Here is a 24,996-nt window from a genome sequence, read left to right as displayed (position 1 = left end):
GAGTGCTTCTCTGTGGCCAAGGACTGATGTTCCCTGGTAATCGGTCAGTCACGCCAGTCCACAGCAGCAGAGATCTTGCCGATCACCGAACGCCAGCCGAGACTCGCCTGTTGTGCCCCGATTTTCTTCAGCCGGCGACGGCCGAAGAAACCACCCATGCCACCGTTTTCCGCGGCACGGAGGGACTCGTCGAGGTCATCGAGCGGGGAGCCGGGCGACAGCGCCAGGATCACCGGCTTGAGCCGGAGTGCGTACCCGAGATCCCGGGCCACCTCTCCGGCGGCGATGAGCAGGGGCAGATCCCACGTGTCGTGTCCGCCGCGCAGGTTCTCCACCACGAGGTCGAGTTCGTAGCGCTCCTCCGGCAGCGGGTCGATGTCGCTCGACTGTACCCGCTCCGCGAGGTCACCCCAGGTGTCCAATTGTGCGAGATCGTGGGGAGCACCCGAACGAATGAAGGAGACCAGCGCTTCGGCGTTCTTGAAGGCGAGCAGGCGGCCCTTGTGACTGAGGAACATGGGTACTTCCTCGTCGTCCGGCTGGTCCTTCACCTCCTCCGACTCGGCGTCGGCATCGGCTTTTCCGCCGGACTTCTTCTCGCCGTCGGCGTCGGTCTCCTCGTCCTCGTTCTCGTCGTCGGCGAGGAGCGCCTCGTACTCCTCGTCGACGATGATGCCCTCCTCACCGTCCTCGTCGAGGGCAGCGCGCTTGCGGGAGTCGAACGGGTCCTCTTCCTCGACCTCGAGTTCGGTCGGGGTCAGCTCGGACACCTTCCGGTACGCCCGGAGCGTCAGGCCGACGCCACCCGGGAGTGCGACCTCGATCGGCTCGACGCGAACCTGCTCCCAGAGCTCACGCCCGTTGAGTCCTTCCGTCGAGGACTTCTCGGCCACCGGCGCGGACGCCTCGGGCTCGTCGGACTGGCTGGTCACGGTTGACCTCCGGGTTGATCTGGGTTGGGCGGGACGGGTGACTACCGGCACATACCCTAGTCCGCAACGCTGTGTGACAGCGGCCCCGTCCCCTCCCGATCCACGCGCGTCGTCAATAACCCTTCGGATGCCAGACGGTCTTCGTCTCCAGCAGCGCGGTCATCGGCTTGAGCCCGGGGTCGGCGGTGAAGTCCATTCCACCCGCTCGCGGCCGCAGCACCCGCTTCAGTGTCCCGGCCGCGGCCCGTTCCAGCTCGGCGGCCAGTTCACCGTGCTCGACACCGGTCAGGTCGAGCGCGTTGACGTCGGCGTGCGCGGCCAGCCAGGGGGCGGTCTCGGCGTACTTCCCGGTGAGGATGTTGACCACGCCACCGGGCACGTCGGAGGTGGCGAGGATCTCGGCCAGGGTGATCGCGATCTGCGGACCGGCCGCGAGCACCACCGCGGTGTTGCCGGTGACGATCGCCGGGGCGATGACACTGACCAGGCCGAGCAGACCGGCCGGGGCGACGATCGCGACGACGCCGGTCGGCTCGGGCGCGGAGATGTTGAAGAACGGGCCGGCCACCGGGTTGGCCCCGCCGGCGACCTGGGCGATCTTGTCGGACCACCCCGCGTACCAGACCCAGCGGTCGATCGCGGCGTCCAGCTCGGCGGCCGGCGCCCCGAGCGCGGTGAACTCGTCCCGCCGCGATTCCAGCATCTCGGCGATCCGATAGAGGACCTGACCCCGGTTGTACGCCGTGGCCCCGGCCCACCCGGGTTGCGCGGCGCGGGCCGCGACGACCGCGTCGCGGGCGTCCTTGCGGGAGGCGAGGGCCACGTTGTCGCCGTCTGCCACGAACGTCCGTCCTGACTCGCTGCGCGGGAACTTGCCGCCGATGTAGAGCTTGTAGGTCTTCCGGACGGCGAGACGCATGGGTGCCCCGGACTCCGCCACCCGAGCCGGCTCCGCCGACGTGACCTTCGATGTCTTAGGCAAGGTACGCCTCCAGGCCGTGCCGGCCACCCTCGCGTCCGTAGCCGGACTCCTTGTAGCCGCCGAACGGCGACGCCGGGTCGAACTTGTTGAACGTGTTGGCCCAGACCACCCCGGCGCGCAGCTTGTCGGCGACGGCGAGGATGCGGGAGCCCTTCTCGGTCCAGATGCCGGCGGACAACCCGTACGGCGTGTTGTTGGCCTTTTCGATCGCCTCGGCCGGGGTGCGGAACGTGAGCACGGACAGAACCGGGCCGAAGATCTCCTCGCGGGCGATCCGGTGGGCCTGGGTCACGCCGGTGAAGATCGTCGGAGCGAACCAGAAGCCACGGTCGGGCAGCTCGCAGGCGGGTGACCAGCGCTCGGCGCCCTCCGACGCCCCGATTTCCGACAATTCCGTAATACGGGCAAGCTGGGCGGCGGAGTTGATCGCGCCGATGTCGGTGTTCTTGTCCAGCGGATCACCGACTCGCAGCGTCGACATCCGCCGTTTCAACGACTCCAAGAAAAGATCAAGAACTGATTCCTGTACGAGCAGTCGCGACCCGGCGCAGCACACGTGCCCCTGGTTGAAGAAGATCCCGTTGACGATCCCCTCGACGGCCTGGTCGATCGGGGCGTCGTCGAAGACGATGTTCGCCGCCTTGCCACCGAGTTCCAGGGTCAGCCGCTTGCCGGTGCCGGCCACCGTCCGCGCGATCTGCCGCCCGACCTCGGTGGAGCCGGTGAACGCGACCTTGTCCACATCCGGGTGGGCCACCAGGTACGCCCCGGTGTCGCCGGCCCCGGTGACGATGTTGACCACGCCCGGGGGCAGCTCGGCCTGACGGCAGACGTCGGCGAAGAAGAGCGCGGAGAGCGGGGTGGTCTCGGCCGGCTTGAGCACCACGGTGTTGCCGGTGGCCAGCGCGGGCGCGACCTTCCAGGCCAGCATCAGCAGCGGGAAGTTCCACGGGATGACCTGGCCGGCCACACCGATCGGACGGGGGTCGGGGCCGAAGCCCGCGTAGGCCAGCTTGTCGGCCCAGCCCGCGTAGTAGAAGAAGTGTGCGGCGACCAGCGGCAGGTCGACGTCGCGCGACTCCCTGATCGGCTTGCCGTTGTCCAGCGACTCCAGCACGGCCAGCTCGCGGGAGCGTTCCTGGATGATCCGGGCGATCCGGAACAGGTACTTCGCCCGTTCCGAGCCGGGCAGCGCCGACCAGAGGCCGAAGGCGCGGCGGGCGGCCGCGACGGCACGGTCCACGTCCTCCGGGCCGGCCGCCGCGACCTCGGCCAGGACCTCCTCGGACGCGGGGTTCACCGTCTTGAACGTGCCACCCTCCCCGGCCTGCTCGAAGGAGCCGTCGATGAAGAGGCCGTAGGAGGAGTCGATGGAGACGACGGAGCGCGATTCCGGTGCCGGTGCGTATTCGAACATTTTCACCACGATTTTCTGCTTTTGACCTGTGGCGGAGCCGCCTTGGCGAGCACGGTCCTCAGTCCAGGGTGAAGTAGTCAGGACCGGAGTAGTGACCGGTGGTGAGCTTGGTGCGCTGCATCAGCAGGTCGTTGAGCAGCGAGGACGCGCCGAACCGGAACCAGGCCGGGTCGAGCCAGTCGTCGCCGACGGTCTCGTTGATCAGCACCAGGTACTTGATGGCGTCCTTGGTGTTCTTGATGCCGCCGGCCGGTTTCACGCCGATCTGCCGGCCGAACTTCACCCGGAAGTCGCGGACGGCCTCCAGCATGACCAGCGTGATCGGCAGCGTGGCGTTGACCGCGACCTTGCCGGTGGAGGTCTTGATGAAGTCGGCGCCGGCCAGCATCGCCAGCCAGGAGGCGCGGCGCACGTTGTCGTACGTCGCGAGCTCGCCGGTCTCCAGGATCACCTTGAGGTGCGCGCTGCCGCACGCCTCCTTGACCGCGATGATCTCGTCGAACACCTTGGTGTAGTCGCCGGCCAGGAACGCGCCCCGGCTGATCACCATGTCCACCTCGTCGGCGCCGGCCGCGACCGCCGCCCGGGTGTCGGCCAGCTTCACCTCCAGCGGCGCCTGACCGGACGGGAACGCGGTGGCGACGCTGGCCAGGTGCACCCCGGAACCGGCCAGCGCGGCCGCGGCGACCGGGACCATCGCGGGGTAGACGCAGATCGCGGCGACCGAGGGGGCGCTGGGGTCGGACGGGTCCGGTCGCCGGCCCTTGGCGCACAGGGCGCGCACCTTGCCGGGCGTGTCGGCGCCCTCGAGCGTGGTCAGGTCGACCATCCGGATCGCCAGGTCGATGGCTTTGGCCTTGCTGCTCGTCTTCACCGATCGGGTGCCGAGCGCGGCCGCCCTCGCCTCGACCCCCACCTTGTCGACCCCGGGGAGGCCGTGCAGGTAGGAGCGGAGATCGGACAGCCCGAAGGGCGCTGTCGCAGTCATGAGAACGATTCTAAGCAGGCTGGTATGTGTTGATCTTGAGTGAACGGTAGGTTGATCGGCGTGGACGTCCTTGTAGTTGATCACCCGCTGGCCCAGACGCGGCTCACCGCGATGCGCCGGACCGAGACCGAGTCCGGCGTCTTCCGCGCCTCCCTGCACGAGCTCACCACGATGGTGGTCTACGAGGCGGCCCGCCTCTTCGCGGTGGAGAAGTTCCCGATCGAGACCCCGGTCGCGCCGACCGAAGGCACCCGGCTGGCCAACCCGCCGCTGATCGTGCCGGTGCTCCGGGCCGGCCTGGGCATGGCCGACGCCGCGCTGGCGCTGCTGCCCGAGTCGTCGATGGGCTTCGTCGGCCTGGCCCGCGACGAGGAGACGCACGAGCCCCGGGCATACATGGAGTCGCTCCCGGCCGACCTCGCCGGGCAGCCGGTGCTGGTCCTGGACCCGATGCTGGCCACCGGCGGCTCGCTGATCCACTGCTGCAAGCTGCTGGCCGACCGCGGCTGCACCGACATCATCGTCTGCTGCGTGCTGGCCGCGCCCGAGGGCGTCGAGCGCCTGGAGAAATCAGGCCTGCCGCTGCGCCTGATCACGGCCTCGATCGACGAAGGGCTCAACGAGAAGGCCTACATCGTGCCGGGACTCGGCGACGCGGGCGACCGTCAGTTCGGCGGCATGCGCAGATTTTGACGGTTGGGCCGGACGGTTGGGCCGGACGGTTGGGCCGGACGGTTGGGCCGGACGGTTGGGCCTGATGGCTGTGCCTGATGGCCTCGCCTTCGGCTCGGCGGCATTTCGCCCTTGGCGGTCGATGACGAGAGCGCCGAAAACGACCACGCTTCGCTCGTCGTTTTCGGCGCTCTCGTCATCGACGGGCGAAATGCGCTGGGGTTGAGGTTAAGGCTTTTAAGCCCTTCCGGCGTACGTCGGAAGGGGGCTAATGGGTGGAGAAGTTCCAGCTCGTGGCTTTGCCGGCGGCGAATGGCATGACTCCGTGGAAGACCTCGGGCTTCTCGGCGAAGACCAACGGCAGGAAGTGCCGGTCGGATTCCCACATGGGCAGCCGGCCGGCCAGCAGTTCCGTCCGTTCGACCCAGTGCAGCGAGCCCTCGTCGTTGGTGTCGAACGGCGTCCCGGACCACTCCGGGATCCGGAAGACGAATCCGAACCAGTTCTCCCCGTTGCGGCCGAAGCCGGGCCACGAGATCGTCCCGGCCAGGTCGAGCCGGTGGCATTCCAGGCCGGACTCCTCGGCGATCTCCCGCCGCATCCCGGCCATCACGTCCTCGCCGCGGTCCAGTTTGCCGCCGAGGCCGTTGAAGTAGCCGAAGTGGAGGTCATCCGGCCGGGTGTCACGCCGGATCATCAGGACCCGTGACCCGTCCGGTGAGATGACATAACCGAGCGTAGCCAGGATCGCATTCATGTGTCATCTCCCCGTTGTCGGGCGCGTCGTGATCGGCCGGTGCCGAGAGTAATCGGACACCCATCCCACCATGCTGTACTGTGGCCTGCGCTGAACGTTGGATATGGCGGGTCGATCGCCGCACTGTCGCAGGGTGCCCGGCCGTACGCCGCGGATCAACGAGCAAGTCGTCGAGTTGTCACTCTCTGTGCAGGAGGAAGGCCCATGACGGGCTCCCGTGCAACCATTCCACCGGCCCGTCCCGTGATCGGCGAGGAAGAGATCGAGGCCGCCGTCCGGGTTCTCCGCACCGGCATGGTGGTTCAGGGCCCCGAGGTGGCCGCTTTCGAGCAGGAGTTCTCCACCCTGGTCGAGGGGCGCCACTGCGTCGCGGTCAACTCCGGCACGTCGGCTCTGCAGCTGTCGTTGCTGGCGCTGGACCTGAAGCCGGGCGACGAGGTCCTCGTCCCGTCGTTCTCGTTCGCCGCCTCGGCCAACGCGGTCCGCCTGGCCGGCGCCACGCCGGTCTTCGTCGACATCGAGCCGGGCTCGTTCTGCATCGACCCGGATGCCGCCGCCGCCGCGATCACGCCGCGCACCGTCGCGATCATGCCGGTCCACCTCTACGGGCACCCGGCCAAGATGAACCAGATCATGGCCCTTGCACAGGCGCACGGCCTCGCCGTGGTGGAGGACGCCGCGCAGGCGCACGCCGCGGCTGTGGACGGCACGCCGGTCGGCGCGTTCGGCATCGCCGGTTGCTTCAGCTTCTACCCGACGAAGAACATGCACTCGCTCGAGGGCGGCATGATCACCACCGGTGACGCCGAGTTCGCGCGCAAGCTTCGCCTGCTGCGCAACCAGGGCATGGAGAAGCAGTACCAGAACGAGATCGTCGGCGCGAACATGCGGCTCACCGACGTGGCCGCCGCGGTCGGCCGGGTGCAGCTGGGCAAGCTGCGCGGCTGGACCGAGAAGCGCCGCTCGAACGCCGCCTACCTCGACGCGAACCTCACCGGTGTGACCGTCCCGCCGGTCGACGAGGGTGCCACGCACGTCTACCACCAGTACACGATCCGGGTGAACGGTGACCGGGACGCGTTCCGGGCCGCGCTCGCCGAACGGGGCGTCGGCAGTGGCGTCTACTACCCGATCCCGATCCACCGCCTCCGGCCGTACCTGAACGAGGACCTGACCGTCGGCCCGTGGAAGCTGCCGGAGACCGACAAGGCGGCCGCCGAGGTGCTGTCGCTCCCGGTCTTCCCGAGCCTGACCGACGAGGACCTGCAGCACATCGTCGCCACGGTCAACGAGGTGGCCGGCGCATGACCGAGTCGACCTTGCGCGCTGGTCTGATCGGCCTGGGCGCGATGGGGCGCAACCACGCCCGCGTGCTCAACCTGCTGGACGGGGTCGACCTGGTCGGTGCGGCCGACCCGTCGCCTAACGCGGTCGCCCCGCACGGTGTCCAGGTCGTCCCCGACCTGGAGGCGCTGCTGAAGCTCGGCGTCGACTACGTGGTCGTGGCCTCGCCCACCGGCCTGCACGAGGAGCTGGGCCTGCGCCTGGCCGACGCCGGCGTGCACGCCCTGATCGAGAAGCCGCTGGCCCCCTCGCTCGAGGCGTCCCGTCGTCTGGTCGAGGCGTTCGCGGCCAAGGGCCTGGTCGGCGCGGTCGGCCACATCGAGCGGTACAACCCGGCGCTGCAGAGCCTGCGGACCCGCCTGGAGGCCGGCGAGCTGGGCGAGATCTACCAGATCGTCACCCGCCGCCAGGGCCCGTTCCCCGGCCGCATCGCCGACGTCGGCGTGGTCATGGACCTGGCGACCCACGACATCGATCTGACCGCGTGGGTCACCGGCCGGCAATACCAGACGGTCTCGGCCCGCACCGCGTCCCGCAGCGGGCGCCCGCACGAGGACATGGTCTCCGCGGTCGCCAGTCTCGAGGGCGGCCTGATGGCGAACCACCTGGTGAACTGGCTGAGCCCGTTCAAGGAGCGGTCCACGGTGATCACCGGCGAGCGGGGCAGCTTCATCGCCGACACGCTCACCGCCGACCTCACCTTCTACGCCAACGGCCAGGCCGGCACCGAGTGGGAGGCGCTGCGCGCGTTCCGCGGCGTGTCCGAGGGCGACATGGTGCGGTACGCGATTCCGAAGCGTGAGCCGCTGCTCGTCGAGCACGAGCGCTTCCGCGACGCCGTCGAGGGCAAGCAGAGCGACATCGTCACGCTGCAGCAGGGCATGCGCACGGTCGAGGTGGCCGCCGCGGTGCTGCGTTCGGCGCGCGACGACACCACGGAGAACGTCGCCTGACGACGGCAGCGAAAAAATCCCCCAGGACCCGGTCCTGGGGGATTTTTCGTCGTCCGCAACGGTCAGGCGAGGTGCTCGGCGCTTCGGGCCGGCCCGATGCGGTTGTTCGGGCCGAGCTCGTCCGTAACGGTCAGGCGAGGTGCTCGGCGCTTCGGGCCGGCCCGATGCGGTTGTTCGGGCCGAGCTCGTCCGTAACGGTCAGGCGAGGTGCTCGGCGCTCCAGGCCAGCCCGATGCGGTTGTTCGGGCCGAGCTCGTTCAGCACGTCCACCGCCTCCGGCATGGACCGGGTGTCGGTGACGACGATCCACTCGTACGCCTTGGGGGCGCGCGTGATGTGACCGGCGAGCAACTTGCTGCTCACGTCCTTGCGCAGGCGCTTGTGGACCGGCAGGAACGCGCGCTTGTGGAAGCGGTCGGCGACCTTGTTCCGGTACGCCCGGACCGCCGAGTTCCCCCGCTTGCCGAAGGTGCGCCGCAGGACGAACTCGGGGCCGCGGTAGACCATCAGCCGCTCGATCCGCCAGAGCAGCTCGTCTTGGTGCAGCAGCGAGGAGTCGAGCACCGTCACACCCGGGGCGAACGTCTCGTTCTTCCACTGCTTGGCCATCGCGATCACGACGGTGGCGGTGCCACCGTTCGCGACGACCCGGGCGGATTCCTCCACCACCGCCCGCCGCCGGCCGGCACCCAGGGCCAGGAACAGAACATTCACTCGAACCACGCCTTGTGATGCATCTTGGCCACGGCGGGGTAGCCGTAGCGCTCGTCGAGGACCCGCTGGGCCTGGCCCAGGTCGAGCCCGTCCGGGAAGCGGGCGCGCAGGCGCCGGTAGCCCTCGACCAGGGCGGTGTCGTCCTCCTCGACGGCGACCAGCTCGCCGGCCGCCTCCTCGATGCCGGCCAGGGTCTCCTCCGGGCCGCCGCAGCGGGTGACCAGCACCGGCATCCCGGCGGCGACGGCCTCGACGATCGTCACGCCGAAGCTCTCCCACCGGCTGGCGTGCACCAGCAGGTCGTGCTCGCGCATCAGCTGCAGGGCGATCTCGGGGTCGACCGAGCCGAGGAAGGTGACCTGGCTCTGCAGGCCCAGCTCCTCGACCCGCGCGTGCAGCTGGTCGCCCAGCTCGCCGTCGCCGACGATGGTGAGGGTCAGCTCCGGGTGCTCGGCGTGGCACTTGGCGAACGCCTCCAGCAGCCAGGTGACGCCCTTGCGGGGAATCAGGCTGCCGGCGTAGAACCAGCGGCGCAGCTCGGTGACCGGTTCCGGCCGGGGCAGGCCGAAGTTGATCGGGTTGGCCACCAGGCTCACCTTGGCGGCGTGCCGGGGGAGCGCCTTCAGCAGTACGTCGCGGGTGCCGTCGCCGACCACGAACAGGTGCTCGCAGCGGTCCAGCACCTTGTCGTACATCTCCCGGGCCTCGGGCTCGTCGAGCAGTGTCTCCAGGAAGCTGGCGTGCTCGGTGACGAACAGCCTGGTCTCCGGCCGCAGGTTGTCCAGGACGGCCCAGCCGCTCGGCAGGGCCTCGTGCACGTGCACCACGGCCGCGTCGATGGGCTTGCCCGCGAACGCGGCGTTCAGCGTGGCCGCGTGCCGCTTCGCGACGTACGCGAAGTCGCCGCCGACGGGCATCGGCACCGGCAGGTAGTCGAGTGTCGCACCGCCGAACGTCGGCGAGGTCCGTTTCGACCGGGGCAGCAGCTTCAGGTGCGCCTCGACGATGGCCGCGTCCTCGGCGTCGGAGACCCGGGACGACCACCGGTCGCCGTGGATGACGGTCACCGAGTCGCAGCCGGACGCGGTCGCCTCCACCATGGTCCGCACGAACGCCCCGCGGAACGGGAACATCTGCGTCGGATACCACGGGGTGACGACGGTGACGTGCCGGTCGCCCGGCGCCACCGTCATCGGGCGACCTGCGGCTCGGCCGGCGCCGTGGTGACGGCGGGTGCCGGCTTCGCGGGCGGGGCGGAGGCCGGCGCCAGCGCGGTGTAGACACCGTCGAGCACGGCCGCCTGGGCCTCCCAGGTCCAGCTCTGCAGCAGGTTGTCCCGGTCGTAGGCCGCCCGGTACTTGTCGGGGTCGGCCATCACCAGGCGCACGACGCGGACGAAGTCGTCGAGATCCTCCGCCTTGAAGACCTCGCCCTGACCGGTGGAGCGGACCATCTCGGCCATCGTCCGGATGTCGCTGGTGATCAGCGGCAGCCGTGCGTGCGAGTACTCGAAGAACTTGTTGCTCAGTGCGATCTCGTGGTTCGGCAGGTGGTGCAGGGGGCTGACCGCCGCGTCGGCCGGGCTCAGGTACTCGGAGACCTGCCAGTGCGGCACGTACGGCAGCGCGTGCACCCGGTCGGCCACGCCCAGCGACTCGGCCTTCGCCATGATCTGCTCGACTGCCGGGTTCTTGCCGTTCGGGTGCACCGAGACCATCGCCAGGTGCACCTCCGGCAGGTGCGGCAGCGCGTCGATGATGATGTCGACGCCGCGCACCGGGGTGATGCCGCCGACGTAGGCCAGCAGCGGCACGTCCGGCCCGATGCCGCAGTCGGCCCGCAGGTCGGGCACGCCGGCCGCGCTCTCGTCCGCGGCGGGGGCCTGCACCGGCGCGTTCATCACGACGCCGGGCCGGGTGGCCAGCTTGTGCTCCTCCTTGAGGAGGTCGGCCAGCGACGGGGAGACGGTCACCACGGCGTCCGCATACGGCGCGAACTCGGCCTCGTGCAAGGTGATCGCGGGCAGCCAGAGGCGGTGGAACTTGGGGACCAGGCCCGGCGCGTACTCATGGGCGTCCCAGACCAGCTTGGTCTTGCGGCCCTTGGCCTGGGCCCGGAGCTTGGCCCGCGCGCCGACGCCGAGCATCCGGAAGTCGTTGGCGTGAATGATGTCCGGCTCGAGCTTGTCGATGACGTTGCGGAACGCCAGCTCCCACTGCCACAGCGACGGGTCGAGCTTGCGCCAGGCCCGGTTGCCCATGGTCGTCTTCCAGAACCACGGGGGGAACTTGGTGAACAGCGCGTTGGTGTCGCGCCGGGAGGCGCGCAGCTTCATCGTCTCGCGGGCCCGGCCGCGGGTCCACAGGCTCAGGACCTTGTGGGTGGCCCGGGTGGGGAGCAGCGCGGCCTTGCCCAGGGCGTGCGCGGCCGCCGAGCCGCCGTTGCGGCGCTTGGCGTTCAGCGCCGCGAACCGGGTGGTGAGCTCGGCCTGGCGGACTTTGATCATCTCGAGCCGGTACGGCATCTCCTTGCCCGGCGCGTACGACAACGGGCGGCGCCAGCTGCGGCGCCACGCGGTCGGCTGCACGGAGAGCTTGTCGTCCATCGGCACGAGGCGGACCTCGGCGTCGCCGATCTTCCAGGTCTCGAGCGGGGAGTCGCGGCGCTCGCCGAGCAGGATGACCTCCCAGCCGGCCGCGGCCATCGACCGCGCTTCCTTCTGCACCCGGGAATCGCCCCGCACGTCATTGTCGACGAGCATGACAACGCGGCCACGCTTGATCGGGGGGTGATCGGCGGGCATAGGTGATCCTCCTGGTGAACACGGTCCGGCGCGACTGGCGCGAATGCTACCGCGCGAGGCAGCCCGGGACGGCGGGGCAGGGCATGTGCGCCGAGGCGGAGAAAACAGCCGGTTTACCTGCCCGGGGGCGCCCGTAGAACCCTAACGGATGGTCGTTACGGTTACGTCGCGTCCGATGGTCGGGATCGACTTGTGTTGTGGTCTCGGTCACAGGTGTTCCGGCGCTCTGGTCCCCCCGTACCGGAAGAGCTGCCCGAACCGGCGGAAGGGAGCCTCGATCACAGCCCCCCAGAGGCTAGGGTCCTACGATGCTTTCGTGGTGACTGACCCGGCCTGGCTCCCGGTCACCCGGAGCTGAGCGACCAGTTCCCCACGCCGGCTGACTCCCCCCAGCCTACGGATCGTAAAGGAAGGGTATGACCTTCAGCAGACCGAAGGCACCGCGGCTGCTCTATATCGCCTTCTACTTCCCGCCGTCGCGGGCCAGTGGCGTATACCGGGCTCGCGCGACCGCCAACCACTTCGCCGCGGCCGGCTGGGACGTGACGGTCTTGGCAGCACCGCTCCGCTTCCTCTATGACGTGATCGGCTCGGTCGACGAGAAGCTCTCCGAGACCGTCGACCCGCGGATCCACGTGGAGCGTCCCGAGCAGGACCTCACCCGGTGGGAAGGCGACCTGCACAGCATGAGCTGGCTGCAGGGCACCATCCCGGGCGCCGCGATGAGGCTGCACCGGTGGCGCGAGGAGCGGTACTTCCCCGAGCAGTACGTCTCCTGGGCGCGCAACTGCGTCACCACCGCACTCGAGGCGCACCGCCGCGAGCCGTTCGACGCCGTGCTCGCCACCGGTAACCCGTTCGCCGCGTTCGCCGCGGCGTGGGAGATCAACAAGGCCACCGGCGTGCCGTACGTGGCGGATTACCGCGACTCCTGGACGCTGGACCTGTTCAGTGACAAGCCGGCGTTCCCGGCCAAGCACCCGGCCTGGGGCTGGGAGCAGCGGATCATCGGCGACTCCAGCCACACCGTGTTCGTGAACAACGCGCTGCGGGCCTGGCACGCCGACCGCTACCCGAAGGCGGCCGACCGGATGATGGTCGTCCCGAACGGCTGGGACCCGGACCTGCTCGACGTCGGCCCGGCCACCGGCGCGTCGAGCGAGGACTGCCCGCTGCGCTTCGGCTACCTCGGCACGATCACCAAGAACCAGCCGGTCGTCGAGCTGGCCGAGGCGTTCAACCAGGCCCGGGAGTACCCGGAGCTGACCGGCGCCGAGCTCAACATCCACGGCCACCTGGGCTTCTTCAAGAGCAGCCACGCCGGCTTCCTGCCGCTGCTGGGCCTGGACCTCAACGGCGATCCCGACCCGGAGCTGGACCACGGCCTGCGCCTGCGCGGCCCGGTCTCCAAGACCGAGGTCGCCGGGGTCTACGAGCACAACGACGTCCTGGTCTTCCTGGCCGCCGGTGGTAAGTACGTGACCTCTGGCAAGATCTTCGAGTACATGGCGACCGGCAAGCCGATCGTCTCGGTGCACGCCCCCGAGATCGCCGCCCGTGAGGTGCTGGAGGGTTACCCGCTCTGGTTCACGGCCGACAGCCTGGAGCCGGGCCTGGTCGCCAAGGCGATGGTCGAGGCGGGCCGCGCGGCTCGCTCGCTCACGCCGCAGCAGCAGGCCGAGGCCCGGGCGTACGCGGTCCGCTTCCAGCGGGACAACCTGCTCGAACCGTTGGAGGACGCGATCCGGGCCATGGTGCGCCGGCCGCTGCCCGCTGTGGAGGTGGACCATGGCTGAGCCGACCGAGCGCCGGCCCCGCGTCGTGCTGCTGACGCTGACCTACAAGCTCAGCGACCGGCTGCAGACCTTCATCTCCGACCTGACCAGTGCCGGCGTGCAGGTCGACCTGCTGGTGACCGAGCGCCGGACGGTCGAGGACGTGGAACTGGACGACGAGCTGGTCAACGTCCACCACGTGTTCGAGTCCAGCGAGATGTACGGTCACCCGCTGCGCTGGGTCGAGCGCCGGGTGCTCTTCGACGTGCCGACGAAGGTCTTCACCAAGACCCGGGAGATGACCCGGGAGGGCGAGCGCCTGCGGGTGCTGGACCGGGCCGCCCTGCGGGCGCGGCGGGGGCAGGCGGCGGTGTCGCAGGGCATCCACCACCGGCTCTTCTGGCCGGTCTACAAGCGGGCGCGCCCGCTGCTGCTGATCTCGCGGGCCAAGAAGAAGACGCTGAAGAACATCGACATCGCCGGTGCGGACCGGATCATCGCCGCCGACTCGGCGGTCGTGCCGCTGGCCTGGCGGCTGGCCAAGCGGTACCCGGGCGTCCAGGCGACCACCGCGCTGAACGGCAAACCCTGGGTGAAGTGACCCGGTAGGGCGGAACCGAAACGAGGGGGCGGCCACCGGCCGCCCCCTCGTTGTCCGGTCAGCAGGTCAGCGGACGTTCGCCGCCAGCACCTCGACGACCCGCTGCGCGGCGCGGCCGTCACCGTAGGGCTCGCCGCGCTCGAACGACGGCGTCGGGCGGGTGGCCAGCTCGCGCCACGCGGCGGCGTCCAGCTCGGCCGGGTTCGGCACGAGGTGGTTCCAGCCGTCGGCCAGGGTCTCCACCCACTCGGTCTCGGTGCGCAGCGTGGTGCACGGCTTGCCGAGCAGGTACGCCTCCTTCTGCAGGCCACCGGAGTCGGTGACGACGCCGGCCGAGCCGAGCACCGCGGCCACCATCGCCGAGTACGGCAACGGCTGGCCCGGGTGCACCGCGCCCTGCGCCAGCTTCAGGCCCTGCGACTGGGCCCGGGCCAGCAGGCGCGGGTGGGCCAGCAGCGCCACCGGCACCGGCAGGTCGGCCAGCGCGCCGACCAGGGCGGCCAGCCGCGCCGGGTCGTCGGTGTTCTCGGCCCGGTGCAGGGTGGCCACCAGGTACGGCTGGGACGGGTCGATGCCCTCCGGCAGCTCCAGCGCCTGGCCACGCCCGGCCAGCACGTCGTCGCGGACCTTGAAGCAGACGTCGACCATCACGTCGCCGACCAGGTGGGTGCGCTCGCCCAGGCCCTCGCCGCGCAGGTGCCGCACGGCCTCCTCGGTCGGCGCCAGCAGCAGGTCGGCCGCGTGGTCGGTGAGCACCCGGTTGTGTTCCTCGGGCATGGCCCGGTTGAACGAGCGCAGCCCGGCCTCCAGGTGCGCCACCGGGATGTGCAGCTTCACCGCGGAGACCGCGCCGGCCAGCGTGGAGTTGGTGTCGCCGTAGACCAGCACCCAGTCCGGCTTCTCCCGCTCCAGCACCGGGTCCATGGCACTGAGCACCGCGCCGGTCTGCACGCCGTGGCTGCCCGAGCCGACGCCCAGGTGCACGTCCGGGTCCGGAATCCCGAGCCCGGAGAAGAACACGTCAGACAGGTTGTGGTCGTAGTGCTGACCGGTGTGCACGATGACGTGCTCGTGCGGGGTGCCGGCGAAGGCGGCCGCGATCGGCGCCAACTTGACCAGCTGGGGACGAGCGCCGACTACGCTCAGAACCTTCATGATGGTGTGCTCCAGGAGTTGTCTCTGGGGGTCGCCCGATACCCTAGCCGCTGGCCGGCTTCCCCACCTGCTCGGTGCTGCAGACCTGATCAGGCCCTGATTCGTCTACCTTGCGTGTCCGTGCGCAACACGGAGGGTCCGGCCGTGGCCGAAGTGTCGGGGACGGATTAGGCATCGCGGCGATGTGGCCTACTCTTTGACACGGTCACCGTCAAGGCCGGCCCCCAGCATAGGAGGAACACTCCCGTATGAAGATCTGTGTCGTGGCCCTGGGCAAGATCGGGCTGCCGCTCGCCGTCCAGTTCGCCTCCAAGGGACACACCGTGATCGGTGCGGACGTGTCCGAGCCGACCGTGCGCAAGGTGAACGCCGGTGAGGTCCCGTTCCCGGGCGAGGCCGACCTCGACGTCAAGCTGAAGGAGGCGGTCAACGCCGGTCTCCTCACCGCCACCACCGACACCGCGGCCGCGGTCGCCGAGTCGGAGGCGGTCGTCGTGGTGGTGCCGCTGTTCGTGGACGCGGACGGCAAGCCCGACTTCGGCTGGATGGAGTCGGCGACCAAGGACATCGCCCGTGGCCTGCGCCCGGGCACGCTGGTCAGCTACGAGACCACGCTGCCGGTCGGCACCACCCGCACCCGCTGGGCGCCGCTGCTGGAGGAGGGCTCCGGCCTGGTCGCCGGGGAGGACTTCCTGCTGGTCTTCAGCCCCGAGCGGGTGCTCACCGGCCGGGTCTTCGCCGACCTGCGCAAGTACCCGAAGCTGGTCGGCGGCATCAACGACGCGTCGGCCAAGCGCGGCGTCGAGTTCTACCAGGCCGTGCTCGACTTCGACGAGCGCGCCGACCTGCCGCAGGGCAACGGCGTGTGGGACCTGGGCAACGCCGAGGCGGCCGAGCTGGCGAAGCTGGCCGAGACCACCTACCGCGACGTCAACATCGGCCTGGCCAACCAGTTCGCGCGCTACGCCGACACGCTCGGCATCGACGTGAACCTGGTGATCGACGCCTGCAACACCCAGCCGTACAGCCACATCCACCGGCCCGGCATCGCGGTGGGCGGCCACTGCATCCCGGTCTACCCGCGGCTCTACCTGTGGAACGACCCGACCGCCACGGTGGTCCGGGCCGCCCGCGAGGCGAACGCCGGCATGCCGTCGTACGCGGTGGATCTTCTCGCCGCCGCCGTCGGTGACCTGAAGGGCCGCAGCGTGCTGGTGCTCGGCGCGGCGTACCGGGGTGGCGTCAAGGAGACCGCGTTCTCCGGCGTCTTCCCGACCGTCGACGAGCTGAAGGCGCGCGGCGCCGACGTGTACGTGTCGGACCCGATGTACACCAGCGAGGAACTGGTCGCGCACGGTCTGCCGGCGTGGGAGGGCCAGGCCGTGGACTCGGCGATCGTGCAGGCCGACCACGCGGAGTACCGGAGCCTCAGCCCGGCCGAGCTGCCCGGCGTCGAGGTCGTCGTGGACGGGCGCCGCGTGACCGACCCCGAGCGGCTGGGCTCGATCCGCCGCGTCGTCATCGGCGGCTGATCCAGGAAGCCCGCGGCTGAGCCGGGAAGCCCGCGGCTGAGCCGGGAGAGACCGGCTGAGCCGGGAGAGAGCGGCTCACGGCGTACCGGATGAAGGCCCCTGGCCGAGAAACCAGGGGCCTTCGCGCAATTCAGGGACGCGTGGCCGGGTCGCGGCTGACGATCTCGCCCTTCTCGTCGACCCAGCCGGCGGGCCGCGCCGGGTTGCCGCGCACCAGTTGGTAGGGCTCGACGTCCTTGGTCACCACCGAGCCGGCCGCGATCATCGCGCCCTCGCCGACCGTGATGCCGCAGATCAGCGTCGCGTTCGCGCCGATCGACGCGCCCCGCTTGACCAGGGTCGGCGTGATCGTCCAGTCCGCGTTGTGCGCGCGGGGCCGCAGGTCGTTGGTGAAGACGGCGCACGGGCCGACGAAAACATCGTCCTCGATCGTCACGCCCTGGTAGACCGAGACGTTGTTCTGGATCTTGACCCGGCTGCCGACCACCGTGTTGGCGTCGAGGTAGACGTTGCGGCCGATCACGCACTCGTCGCCGACGGTCGCGCTGGACCGCACGTGGGCGATGTGCCAGATCTTGCTGCCGGCCCCGATCCGGGCGCCGTCCTCCACGTCCGCCGACGGGTGGATGAACGGCTCAGTTGGGTTGGAGTTCATGTCGTCAGTCTCCCGCCTGCGGATTTCCGACAGGAAACAGGTGGGGCTGTCACCAGGGATGACCATGCGATCACCCAGGGTTTTTCGCACCGTGGCCGCACCCAGAAGGCCCACGACCGGCGACTGACTGTCGGGCGCGCAGCCGTTATGTTTTCTCCATGACCTCCATTCCGCTCGCCGAGGAACTCCTACTTCTCGCGTACGACGATCAGACGGGCAAAGCGACCGGCTCCCGGATCGGGCTCGATCTCGGCATGGCCGCGGCTGTGCTGATCGATCTCGCGCTGGCGGGCCGGGTCGCCTACGTCGACGGTTACCTGCAGGTCAAGGATGCGACGCCGATCGGTGACACGATCGCTGACGCGGTGCTGACCAAGGTGGCCGGCGACCCGCCGCACACCCCGGCTCAGTGGCTGCAGCGCCTGCGGCACCGCCTGCGCATCCGGGTCCTGGAGGACCTGTGCGCCCGGGGCGTGGTGAAGGACGTGGACGAGACCCAGCTCGACTACATCCACGTGCACCGGTACCCGACGACCGACCCGGCGTTCGAGGCCGAGATCCGTGGCCGGTTGACCGCGGCGCTGACCACCGACGCGGTGCCCGACGAGCGCACCGCGGCGCTGGCCACCCTGCTCTGCGCGGCCCGCATGGAGCCGGCCCTGAAGCTCCCGCCGGAGGAGGCCGAGCACGCCCACAAGCGGCTCGAGGCGATCTCCGCGGGCGCCGGTTTCGCCGGTGGCGGCAACCTGGAGGACTCGATCGTCCGCCCCAGCGTCGCGCTGGTGGTCCTGACGCTGGGCAAGGCCATCTCGGCCGCGCTGGGCGCCCCCAAGGTCGCTTAGGGACGCCCAGAGACCCCTCAGACGCCGAGAACAGCCGCGATCTCCGCACGCAGGGCGGTCAGCCTGGCGGAGGCGCGGCTGCGGGCCGCTGTCACGTCACCGTCGCCGACGGGTTCCACCACCTCGAGGTACGCCTTGAGTTTCGGTTCGGTCCCCGACGGGCGGATGACGACCCGGGCGGTCGGAGTGCGGAACGTCAGCACGTCGTTCTCCGGCAGCCGGTCGAGCACCTCGCTCACCGGCGTGCCGAGCAACGTGGCCGGCGGGGCGTTGCGCGCCCGGGTCATCGCCGCGCCGATCTCGGACAGGTCCTCGACCCGCACCGAGAGCTGATCGGTGGCGTGCACGCCGAACTCGACGGCCAGCTCGTCCAGGCGGTCACCGAGCGTGCGGCCCTCCGCCTTCAGGCCGGCGGCCAGCTCGGCGACGGTCAGCGCGGCGGTGATGCCGTCCTTGTCACGGACCATGGCCGGGGCGACGCAGTAACCGAGCGCCTCCTCGTAGCCGAACGCCAGCTCCTCGGCGGCGCGGACGATCCACTTGAAGCCGGTCAGGGTCTCCGCGTACGGGACGCCGCGCGCCGCGCACAGCCGCCCCAGCAGTGACGACGAGACGATCGTGGTCGCGTACGTCCCGGTCACGCCCCGCCGGATCAGATGGTCGGCGAGCAGCACCCCGAGCTCGTCCCCGCGCAACGGACGCCAGCCGGCGGCCGAAGGGATCGCGACCGCGCACCGGTCGGCGTCCGGGTCGTTGGCGATCGCCAGGTCGGCCGCGGTGGTCTCGGCCAGCGCGACCAGGTGGTCCATCGCGCCCGGCTCCTCCGGGTTCGGGAACGCGACCGTGGGGAACTCCGGGTCCGGCTCGGCCTGGTCGGCGACGACCGCCGGTGCGTCGAAACCGGCGGCCGCGAACGCCTTGACCAGGGTTTCGCCACCCACGCCGTGCAACGGGGTGTACGCCACGGCCAGATCGCGAGGGCCGTTCGTGGTGAGGACGGCGGCGGCGCTCCGCACGTACCCGTCGATCGTCTCTTGGTCGAGGACCGTGCCCGCGTCGCCCAGCCGGACCGCGTCGAGGCTCGCGACGGCGCGGATGGCGTGCTCGATGCCCGCGTCGGCCGGCGGCACGATCTGCGCGCCCGTGCCGGCCGGACCACCCAGCGCCGCCCCGAGATAGACCTTGTAGCCGTTGTCCTGGGGCGGGTTGTGGCTGGCGGTGACCATCACGCCGGCCACCGCGTCCAGGGCGCGCACCGCGTAGGCGAGCACCGGGGTGGGCAGCACGCCCGGCATCAGCAGCGCCTCGCGGCCGGCGCCGGTCGCCACCCGGGCGGTCTGCTCGGCGAACTCGCGCGAGCCGTGCCGGGCGTCGAACCCGATCACCAGCGGCCCCTGCCCGCCCTGGGCGGCCAGCCAGTTCACCAGGCCGGCCGCGGCGCGGGTGACCACCGCCAGGTTCATCCCGTTCGGCCCGGCCCGGAGCCGCCCGCGCAGCCCGGCCGTGCCGAAGGTGAGGGGCCCGGCGAACCGGTCGCGCAGCTCCGCGGCGGTGGCCGGCAGAGCGTCGATCAGTTCACGCAACTCAGCCCGACTCGCCGGATCCGGATCGTCCGCGAGCCAGGCCTCGGCCGTCGCCCTCAGGTCAATATCAACTTCTGGTGCCATTACGGATTGATAGCACAGAGCCCCGAGGCCCTGCTTCGCAATCCGGTCGACTAAAGGTTCAGCTGGAAGCTCTCCGCCATCGCGTCGAAATACTTCTTGCTGTCGGCGAACTCGGCGTCCGGAGCGGTCAGGAAGAACGAGTACATCGTCCCGTCGACCTGCGTCATCCGCCAGATGCCGTGGCGCATCGCGTCACCGGTGCCGCACGTGTACTCCAGCTCGGCGGCAGCCCGCCCGGCGACCTGCACCTCGGTGTTGGTGCCGACCGACTTGAACGGCGCCGGGCAGTTCGACGACTTCTTCAGCCCGGCCGGGGCGATGCTGGTGACGAACTTCTCCGGCGTGGCCTTGCCCGGCTCGGCCAGCACCCGCACCTTGCGCAGCTTGTCGGCCGGGTCGACGTAGTCCACGTAGGTGGTGCCGCCCACCGTCCGCGTCCAGCCGGCCGGAACCTTCACCGAGATGGCCTTGTTGCCCTTGTAGGCCTGCGTCTGCACGTCGCTCGCGGGCGCGGCCGCGCTGGCCTGACCACCGGTCGGGGTCTGCGCCTGCGGCTGATCGTTGCCGCCACCGGTCAGCGAGAAGATCAGGATGATCGCCAGCAGCGCGGCCACGCCGCCACCGCCGACCGCCAGCTGCTTGTTCCGCGGCCAGCCCTGGAACGTCTCGACGGCGCGGCCGGTCTTCGCCTTGACCGCCTCCGTCGCGTTCTGCAGCGCCAACCGGCGCTTGGCGGCCGGGCTGGTCACCACCGTGCCCGGCCGGGCGCCCTGCGGCTGCCACGTGGTCTGCGGCGGGATGACGCTGGTCGCGGCCGTCGGGTACGCCGGAGCGGGCTCCGGGGCCCGGCGGCGCCCGCCGCTCGCGTTCTGCTGCTCCAGCTTGCTCAAGTGGTCGGTGAGCGACTCACCGGGCGAGAGCATGGCCCGGCCGCCGATCTGACCGGACGGCGGGATCGCCTGCGTCTCGGCCGCGGGCGGCGGCGAGACCGGCCGCGGCCCGGGCACCACCGAGTACGGATCGGTCATCATGTGCGGCGGGTTCTTGCTGGCCAGCACCCCGGCCAGCTGCTGCCGCAGCATGGTGCGGGCGGTCTGCACGTCCATCCGCTGCGCCGGGTTCTTCTCCAGCAGGCCCATCAGCACCGGGGTGAGCGAACCGGCCCGCTGCACCGGGGCCGGCGGGTCCTCGACCACGGCGTGCATGGTCTCGATCGGGTCACCCTTGTCGAACGGCGGACGCCCCTCGATCGCCGTGTAGAGCGTGACGCCGAGCGAGAACAGGTCGCTGGGCGGCCCGAAATCCTGCCCCATCGCACGCTCGGGGGAGATGAAGTGCGGTGAGCCGAGCACCATGCCCGGCGTGGTCAGCTGGACGTCGGTGGGCATCCGCGCGACGCCGAAGTCGGTCAGCACGCAGCGGCCGTCGTTGCAGATCAGCACGTTGGCCGGCTTCACGTCGCGGTGCAGCACGCCGTGCGCGTGCGCGACCTCGAGCGCGCCGAGCAGGGCGATGCCGATCTTCGCGACCACGCGCGGGTTGACCGGCCCGTCCTCGATCACCATGTCGGCGAGGCTGCGCGCGTCCAGCAGCTCCATCACGATCCAGGGACGGCCGTTCTCGTGGACGACGTCGTAGACCTGGACGACCGCGGGGTGCTGCAGCGCGGCGGCGGCCCGGGCCTCGCGCATGGTCCGCTCGTACATCGCGTCGCGGTCGCTCGGGGCCAGGCCGGGCGGGAGGATGACCTCCTTGATCGCCACGTCACGGCGCAGCAGCGTGTCCGCCGCGCGCCAGACCGTGCCCATGCCGCCGTGACCCACCGCGGCGCGCAGCGTGTACCGCCCGCCGATCAGTGTGCCGGGGGCAGCGCGTCCACCTAGGGAAGCGGCGTCACCGCTGCTCCACGTCGGAATCTGAGTCACTGAGGATGCCACCGAGGGGGTCTAGGGGGGCCGGGCCAACGCAGCTATCTTGCCCGGTCGCCTGCCGCAACGAAAGTCACGACCTGACTGTTCACCGGGAAACGACCCAGGGTAGCGGCAGTGTGGCCGACGGTGGACGCGCCCTGGACCTGCACGAGCCTTAGGATCACCTCGTGAACGCAGAGTCGGGTTTCCCCATCAAGCCGGTCTATGGCCCGGCGGACGTGCCGCCGAGCGCCGGGAGCGACCAGCCGGGTGAATTTCCCTACACCCGTGGGGTCTACCCGACGATGTACACCAAGCGTCCCTGGACCATGCGGCAGTACGCCGGGTTCGGCACCGCGACCGAGTCCAACGCCCGCTACCACCAGCTGCTGAAGGCCGGGACGATGGGCCTGTCGGTGGCGTTCGACCTGCCCACCCAGATGGGGTACGACTCCGACGACGCGATCGCGCACGGCGAGGTCGGCAAGGTCGGCGTGGCCATCGACTCGATCGACGACATGCGGCAGCTCTTCGCCGGTATTCCGCTCGACCAGGTCTCCACCTCCATGACGATCAACGCGCCCGGTTCGGTGCTGCTGCTGCTCTACCAGCTCGTCGCCGAGGAGCAGGGAGTGCCCGGGTCGGCCCTGCAGGGCACGATCCAGAACGACATCCTGAAGGAGTACATCGCGCGGGGGACGTACATCTTCCCGCCGAAGCCGTCGCTGCGCCTGGTCGCCGACACGTTCGCGTACTGCCGGGCCGAGATCCCGAAGTGGAACACCATCTCGATCTCCGGCTACCACATGGCCGAGGCCGGGGCCACGCCCGCGCAGGAGATCGCGTTCACCCTGGCCAACGGCATCGAGTACGTGCGCGCCGCGATCGCCGCCGGCCTGGCCGTCGACGACTTCGCCCCGCGGCTGAGCTTCTTCTTCGTCGCCCGGACCACGCTCCTGGAGGAGATCGCCAAGTTCCGCGCGGCCCGCCGCATGTGGGCCCGGATCATGCGCGACGACTTCGGTGCCGAGGACCCGAAGTCGCTGATGCTGCGCTTCCACACGCAGACCGCCGGGGTGCAGCTCACCGCCCAGCAGCCCGAGGTCAACCTGGTCCGGGTCGCGATCCAGGCGCTCGGCGCGATCGCCGGTGGGACGCAGTCGCTGCACACCAACTCGTACGACGAGGCGATCGCCCTGCCGACCGAGAAGTCGGCGCGGCTCGCGCTGCGGACCCAGCAGGTCCTGGCGTACGAGAGCGGCCTCACCGGCACCGTCGACCCGTTCGCCGGGTCGTACGCGGTGGAGGCCCTCACCGACGAGGTGGAGCGCGAGGCGACCACGCTGATCGAGCGCGTCTTCGAGTACGGGTCGGCCGTCGACGCGATCGAACAGGGCTTCCAGAAGTCGGAGATCGAGCAGTCGGCGTACCGGATCGCCAACGAGATCGACAACGGCGAGCGGGTGGTGGTCGGCGTCAACCGGTTCACCACCGAGACCGAGGAGAAGTACGAGCCGCTGCGCGTCGACCCGGCGATCGAGGCGGCCCAGGCATCCCGACTGGCGGGACTGCGGGAGGAGCGGGACAACCCGGCTGTGCAGGCCGCGCTGGCGGATATGGCGAAGGCCGCCGCGGGGACGGCCAACGTCCTACCGTTGATGAAAGAGGCGTTGCGTCTGCGTGCGACGGTGGGTGAGGTCTGCCATACCCTGCGCGGGGTGTGGGGCGTCTACCGGCCGGTTGAGCGGTTCTGATCCGGCTGACGTACTGGTGGTGTGTCGCGTCACCTCCGCGATTCAGTACCCGTTGATGGAGGCGGCGGCCCGGGACGACCTCCCGCGGGCCCCGCGAACCGGTCCGCAGCGCCGCACCATCGGGGCCGGCCATGTTTACCCGACCGTTACACAGCGTGACCGGAATCGGATTAAGCTGTCGCGCGTCGCAAAATCCGACGAAATTCGAGAGTGATCTGGAATCCGACGTGACTACTGCTCTGACGGCGCCCGACGGCGCTGCAACGGCATGGCCGGAGCCTCTGCCCGGTGCCGACCCTCTTCCCGGCCAGCTCGACCGCTGGCTCGCTGCCCGGGGAGCCGAGCTGGTAGCGATCCGTCGCCACATTCACGCGCACCCGGAGCGGTCACACTCCGAGTTCGAGACGGCCGCGCTGATCGTCCGTGAACTGACCGTGGCCGGTCTCTCGCCGCGCCTGATGCCCCGCGGCAACGGCGTGATCTGCGACATCGGCGAGGGCGACCGGGTGATCGCGTTCCGCGCCGACCTGGACGCGCTGCCGCTGCACGACCTCAAGGACGTGCCGTACCGCAGCACCGTCGAGAAGACCACCCACGCCTGCGGCCACGACGTGCACACCACGATCCTGCTCGGCCTCGGCCTGGCCCTGGCCCAGCTGAACGAGCGCGGCGAGCTGCCCGGCCGGGTGCGGCTGCTGTTCCAGCCCGGCGAGGAGGCGATCCCGTCCGGCGCGCCCGAGGTGATCGCCGCCGGCGGCCTCAAGGACGTCGCCGCGATCTACGCGCTGCACTGCTACCCGCAGCTGCCGTCCGGCCTGGTCGGGGTCCGCTCCGGCCCGTTCACCGCGGCCGCCGACACGGTCCGGGTCACACTCTCCGGCCCGGGCGGGCACACCGCCCGCCCGCACCTGACCGCGGACCTGGTGCACGCGCTCGGCCGTGTCATCGTCGACGTGCCGGCCCTGCTCGACCGCCGCGTCGACCCGCGGGCCGGCGTCTCGCTGGTCTGGGGTTCGGTCCACGCCGGTCAGGCCTTCAACGCGATCCCCGGCTCCGGCGAGCTCAGCGGCACCGTCCGCGTCCTCAACCGGGACGCCTGGCGCGAGGCCCCCGAGATGGTCACCAAGCTGATCCGCGACGTGGTCGCCGCGACCGGCGCCGAGGTCGAGGTCGACTACAAGCGCGGCGTCCCCCCGGTGATCAACGATCGGATGGCCACCGCGATCATCGCCGGCGCGGCGGGCGCGGCCCTCGGCGCCGACCGCGTCGTCGAGGCCGAGATCAGCATGGGCGGCGAGGACTTCTCGTTCTACCTCGAACACGTCCCCGGCTCGATGATCCGCCTCGGCACCGCGGTCCCCGGCTCCGACGTCCGCCACGACCTGCACCAGGGCGACTTCGACGTCGACGAGAGCTGCATCGGCCACGGCATCCGCGTCATGACCCACACCGCGCTCGCCGCCCTGTCCACCGGAGCCTTCTGAAGATCAACTTCAAGATCTTCATTGCCCGTCTCCGCTGGGGTACAGACCGTCGCTCCCGC

At 70.4% G+C, this 24,996-nt stretch carries 21 protein-coding genes; 9 read left to right on the top strand and 12 right to left on the bottom strand.

Annotated elements, in window-relative coordinates; translation table 11 throughout:
* Window positions 1-44 precede the first annotated feature (44 nt).
* The 4 genes from ACH442_RS17965 to deoC form a co-directional block, all read right to left on the bottom strand.
* A complete protein-coding gene (locus tag ACH442_RS17965) occupies window positions 45-932 on the bottom strand; it encodes a DNA primase (protein ID WP_396339143.1) in 888 nt (295 codons plus the stop codon).
* Window positions 933-1,044: 112 nt separating this feature from the next.
* The gene (locus ACH442_RS17960) at window positions 1,045-1,851 is read right to left on the bottom strand and encodes an aldehyde dehydrogenase family protein (RefSeq protein ID WP_396339369.1); all 807 of its coding nucleotides are present in this window, start codon (window positions 1,849-1,851) and stop codon (window positions 1,045-1,047) included.
* A 55-nt stretch (window positions 1,852-1,906) separates the two neighbouring features.
* The gene (locus tag ACH442_RS17955) at window positions 1,907-3,331 is read right to left on the bottom strand and encodes an aldehyde dehydrogenase family protein (RefSeq protein WP_396339142.1); all 1,425 of its coding nucleotides are present in this window, start codon (window positions 3,329-3,331) and stop codon (window positions 1,907-1,909) included.
* A gap of 58 nt (window positions 3,332-3,389) precedes the next feature.
* Window positions 3,390-4,319 (bottom strand): deoxyribose-phosphate aldolase, encoded by a 930-nt coding sequence (gene deoC / locus ACH442_RS17950; RefSeq protein ID WP_396339141.1) that lies wholly within the window; start codon window positions 4,317-4,319, stop codon window positions 3,390-3,392.
* Between the two features lie 60 nt (window positions 4,320-4,379).
* Between deoC and upp the strand changes: the two genes are divergently transcribed.
* Window positions 4,380-5,012, top strand: a complete 633-nt coding sequence (gene upp, locus ACH442_RS17945; protein WP_396339140.1) for a uracil phosphoribosyltransferase — start codon at window positions 4,380-4,382, stop codon at window positions 5,010-5,012.
* A 247-nt stretch (window positions 5,013-5,259) separates the two neighbouring features.
* Here the strand turns inward: upp and ACH442_RS17940 are convergent, their stop codons facing one another.
* Window positions 5,260-5,748 carry an NUDIX hydrolase gene (locus tag ACH442_RS17940; RefSeq protein WP_396339139.1) on the bottom strand — a complete coding sequence of 163 codons (489 nt, stop codon included), beginning with the start codon at window positions 5,746-5,748 and terminating at the stop codon, window positions 5,260-5,262.
* A gap of 204 nt (window positions 5,749-5,952) precedes the next feature.
* On the opposite strand from ACH442_RS17940, the gene ACH442_RS17935 reads away from it, so the two are divergent.
* Together ACH442_RS17935 and ACH442_RS17930 are read left to right on the top strand one after the other, a co-directional pair.
* The gene (locus tag ACH442_RS17935) at window positions 5,953-7,056 is read left to right on the top strand and encodes a DegT/DnrJ/EryC1/StrS family aminotransferase (protein WP_396339138.1); all 1,104 of its coding nucleotides are present in this window, start codon (window positions 5,953-5,955) and stop codon (window positions 7,054-7,056) included.
* Window positions 7,053-8,045 (top strand): Gfo/Idh/MocA family protein, encoded by a 993-nt coding sequence (locus ACH442_RS17930; protein WP_396339137.1) that lies wholly within the window; start codon window positions 7,053-7,055, stop codon window positions 8,043-8,045. The genes ACH442_RS17935 and ACH442_RS17930 overlap by 4 nt, the downstream gene beginning before the upstream one ends.
* A 198-nt stretch (window positions 8,046-8,243) precedes the next feature.
* Here the strand turns inward: ACH442_RS17930 and ACH442_RS17925 are convergent, their stop codons facing one another.
* The 3 genes from ACH442_RS17925 to ACH442_RS17915 are packed head-to-tail and all read right to left on the bottom strand — an operon-like array spanning window position 8,244 to window position 11,562.
* Window positions 8,244-8,759: a hypothetical protein gene (locus ACH442_RS17925; RefSeq protein WP_396339136.1), complete on the bottom strand. Its 516-nt coding sequence runs from the start codon at window positions 8,757-8,759 to the stop codon at window positions 8,244-8,246.
* Window positions 8,756-9,952, bottom strand: coding sequence for a glycosyltransferase (locus tag ACH442_RS17920; RefSeq protein ID WP_396339135.1), 1,197 nt, complete (start codon window positions 9,950-9,952; stop codon window positions 8,756-8,758). The genes ACH442_RS17925 and ACH442_RS17920 overlap by 4 nt, the downstream gene beginning before the upstream one ends.
* A complete protein-coding gene (locus ACH442_RS17915; protein ID WP_396339134.1) occupies window positions 9,949-11,562 on the bottom strand; it encodes a glycosyltransferase family 4 protein in 1,614 nt (537 codons plus the stop codon). Before ACH442_RS17915 ends, ACH442_RS17920 begins: the two co-directional genes overlap by 4 nt.
* Before the next feature lie 416 nt (window positions 11,563-11,978).
* On the opposite strand from ACH442_RS17915, the gene ACH442_RS17910 reads away from it, so the two are divergent.
* Together ACH442_RS17910 and ACH442_RS17905 are read left to right on the top strand one after the other, a co-directional pair.
* Complete coding sequence (locus tag ACH442_RS17910) at window positions 11,979-13,358, top strand: glycosyltransferase (RefSeq protein WP_396339133.1); 1,380 nt, start codon at window positions 11,979-11,981, stop codon at window positions 13,356-13,358.
* Window positions 13,351-13,938: a hypothetical protein gene (locus ACH442_RS17905; RefSeq protein ID WP_396339132.1), complete on the top strand. Its 588-nt coding sequence runs from the start codon at window positions 13,351-13,353 to the stop codon at window positions 13,936-13,938. Before ACH442_RS17910 ends, ACH442_RS17905 begins: the two co-directional genes overlap by 8 nt.
* A gap of 66 nt (window positions 13,939-14,004) precedes the next feature.
* On the opposite strand, the gene wecB is transcribed toward ACH442_RS17905, so the two are convergent.
* Window positions 14,005-15,093 (bottom strand): non-hydrolyzing UDP-N-acetylglucosamine 2-epimerase, encoded by a 1,089-nt coding sequence (gene wecB, locus ACH442_RS17900; protein WP_396339131.1) that lies wholly within the window; start codon window positions 15,091-15,093, stop codon window positions 14,005-14,007.
* A 248-nt stretch (window positions 15,094-15,341) separates the two neighbouring features.
* On the opposite strand from wecB, the gene ACH442_RS17895 reads away from it, so the two are divergent.
* Window positions 15,342-16,625 (top strand): nucleotide sugar dehydrogenase, encoded by a 1,284-nt coding sequence (locus tag ACH442_RS17895; RefSeq protein WP_396339130.1) that lies wholly within the window; start codon window positions 15,342-15,344, stop codon window positions 16,623-16,625.
* Window positions 16,626-16,755: 130 nt separating this feature from the next.
* Here the strand turns inward: ACH442_RS17895 and ACH442_RS17890 are convergent, their stop codons facing one another.
* Window positions 16,756-17,280, bottom strand: coding sequence for an acyltransferase (locus ACH442_RS17890; RefSeq protein WP_396339129.1), 525 nt, complete (start codon window positions 17,278-17,280; stop codon window positions 16,756-16,758).
* A gap of 158 nt (window positions 17,281-17,438) precedes the next feature.
* Between ACH442_RS17890 and ACH442_RS17885 the strand changes: the two genes are divergently transcribed.
* The gene (locus ACH442_RS17885) at window positions 17,439-18,122 is read left to right on the top strand and encodes a GPP34 family phosphoprotein (protein ID WP_396339128.1); all 684 of its coding nucleotides are present in this window, start codon (window positions 17,439-17,441) and stop codon (window positions 18,120-18,122) included.
* Window positions 18,123-18,139: 17 nt separating this feature from the next.
* Here the strand turns inward: ACH442_RS17885 and ACH442_RS17880 are convergent, their stop codons facing one another.
* Together ACH442_RS17880 and ACH442_RS17875 are read right to left on the bottom strand one after the other, a co-directional pair.
* Window positions 18,140-19,789, bottom strand: a complete 1,650-nt coding sequence (locus ACH442_RS17880; RefSeq protein WP_396339127.1) for a phospho-sugar mutase — start codon at window positions 19,787-19,789, stop codon at window positions 18,140-18,142.
* Between the two features lie 50 nt (window positions 19,790-19,839).
* Window positions 19,840-21,714 carry a protein kinase gene (locus tag ACH442_RS17875; protein ID WP_396339126.1) on the bottom strand — a complete coding sequence of 625 codons (1,875 nt, stop codon included), beginning with the start codon at window positions 21,712-21,714 and terminating at the stop codon, window positions 19,840-19,842.
* Window positions 21,715-21,887: 173 nt separating this feature from the next.
* Between ACH442_RS17875 and ACH442_RS17870 the strand changes: the two genes are divergently transcribed.
* The gene (locus ACH442_RS17870; protein ID WP_396339125.1) at window positions 21,888-23,453 is read left to right on the top strand and encodes a methylmalonyl-CoA mutase; all 1,566 of its coding nucleotides are present in this window, start codon (window positions 21,888-21,890) and stop codon (window positions 23,451-23,453) included.
* Between the two features lie 227 nt (window positions 23,454-23,680).
* Complete coding sequence (locus ACH442_RS17865; protein WP_396339124.1) at window positions 23,681-24,937, top strand: amidohydrolase; 1,257 nt, start codon at window positions 23,681-23,683, stop codon at window positions 24,935-24,937.
* Window positions 24,938-24,996 lie beyond the last annotated feature (59 nt).

This window comes from Actinoplanes sp. NPDC020271 (genome assembly GCF_044388125.1).
Taxonomy (GTDB): Bacteria; Actinomycetota; Actinomycetes; order Mycobacteriales; family Micromonosporaceae; genus Actinoplanes.
This window is presented reverse-complemented; position numbering and strand designations above follow the sequence as displayed.

Coding starts and splice junctions, on each gene's coding strand:
- wecB (WP_396339131.1), bottom strand. CDS start 15,093: ATGAAGGTTCTGAGCGTAGTCGGCGCTCGTCCCCAGCTGGTCAAGTTG.
- ACH442_RS17960 (WP_396339369.1), bottom strand. CDS start 1,851: ATGCGTCTCGCCGTCCGGAAGACCTACAAGCTCTACATCGGCGGCAAG.
- ACH442_RS17940 (WP_396339139.1), bottom strand. CDS start 5,748: ATGAATGCGATCCTGGCTACGCTCGGTTATGTCATCTCACCGGACGGG.
- deoC (WP_396339141.1), bottom strand. CDS start 4,319: ATGACTGCGACAGCGCCCTTCGGGCTGTCCGATCTCCGCTCCTACCTG.
- ACH442_RS17910 (WP_396339133.1), top strand. CDS start 11,979: ATGACCTTCAGCAGACCGAAGGCACCGCGGCTGCTCTATATCGCCTTC.
- ACH442_RS17905 (WP_396339132.1), top strand. CDS start 13,351: ATGGCTGAGCCGACCGAGCGCCGGCCCCGCGTCGTGCTGCTGACGCTG.
- ACH442_RS17955 (WP_396339142.1), bottom strand. CDS start 3,331: ATGTTCGAATACGCACCGGCACCGGAATCGCGCTCCGTCGTCTCCATC.
- ACH442_RS17935 (WP_396339138.1), top strand. CDS start 5,953: ATGACGGGCTCCCGTGCAACCATTCCACCGGCCCGTCCCGTGATCGGC.
- ACH442_RS17890 (WP_396339129.1), bottom strand. CDS start 17,280: ATGAACTCCAACCCAACTGAGCCGTTCATCCACCCGTCGGCGGACGTG.
- ACH442_RS17880 (WP_396339127.1), bottom strand. CDS start 19,789: ATGGCACCAGAAGTTGATATTGACCTGAGGGCGACGGCCGAGGCCTGG.
- ACH442_RS17915 (WP_396339134.1), bottom strand. CDS start 11,562: ATGCCCGCCGATCACCCCCCGATCAAGCGTGGCCGCGTTGTCATGCTC.
- ACH442_RS17930 (WP_396339137.1), top strand. CDS start 7,053: ATGACCGAGTCGACCTTGCGCGCTGGTCTGATCGGCCTGGGCGCGATG.
- ACH442_RS17885 (WP_396339128.1), top strand. CDS start 17,439: ATGACCTCCATTCCGCTCGCCGAGGAACTCCTACTTCTCGCGTACGAC.
- ACH442_RS17920 (WP_396339135.1), bottom strand. CDS start 9,952: ATGACGGTGGCGCCGGGCGACCGGCACGTCACCGTCGTCACCCCGTGG.
- ACH442_RS17895 (WP_396339130.1), top strand. CDS start 15,342: ATGAAGATCTGTGTCGTGGCCCTGGGCAAGATCGGGCTGCCGCTCGCC.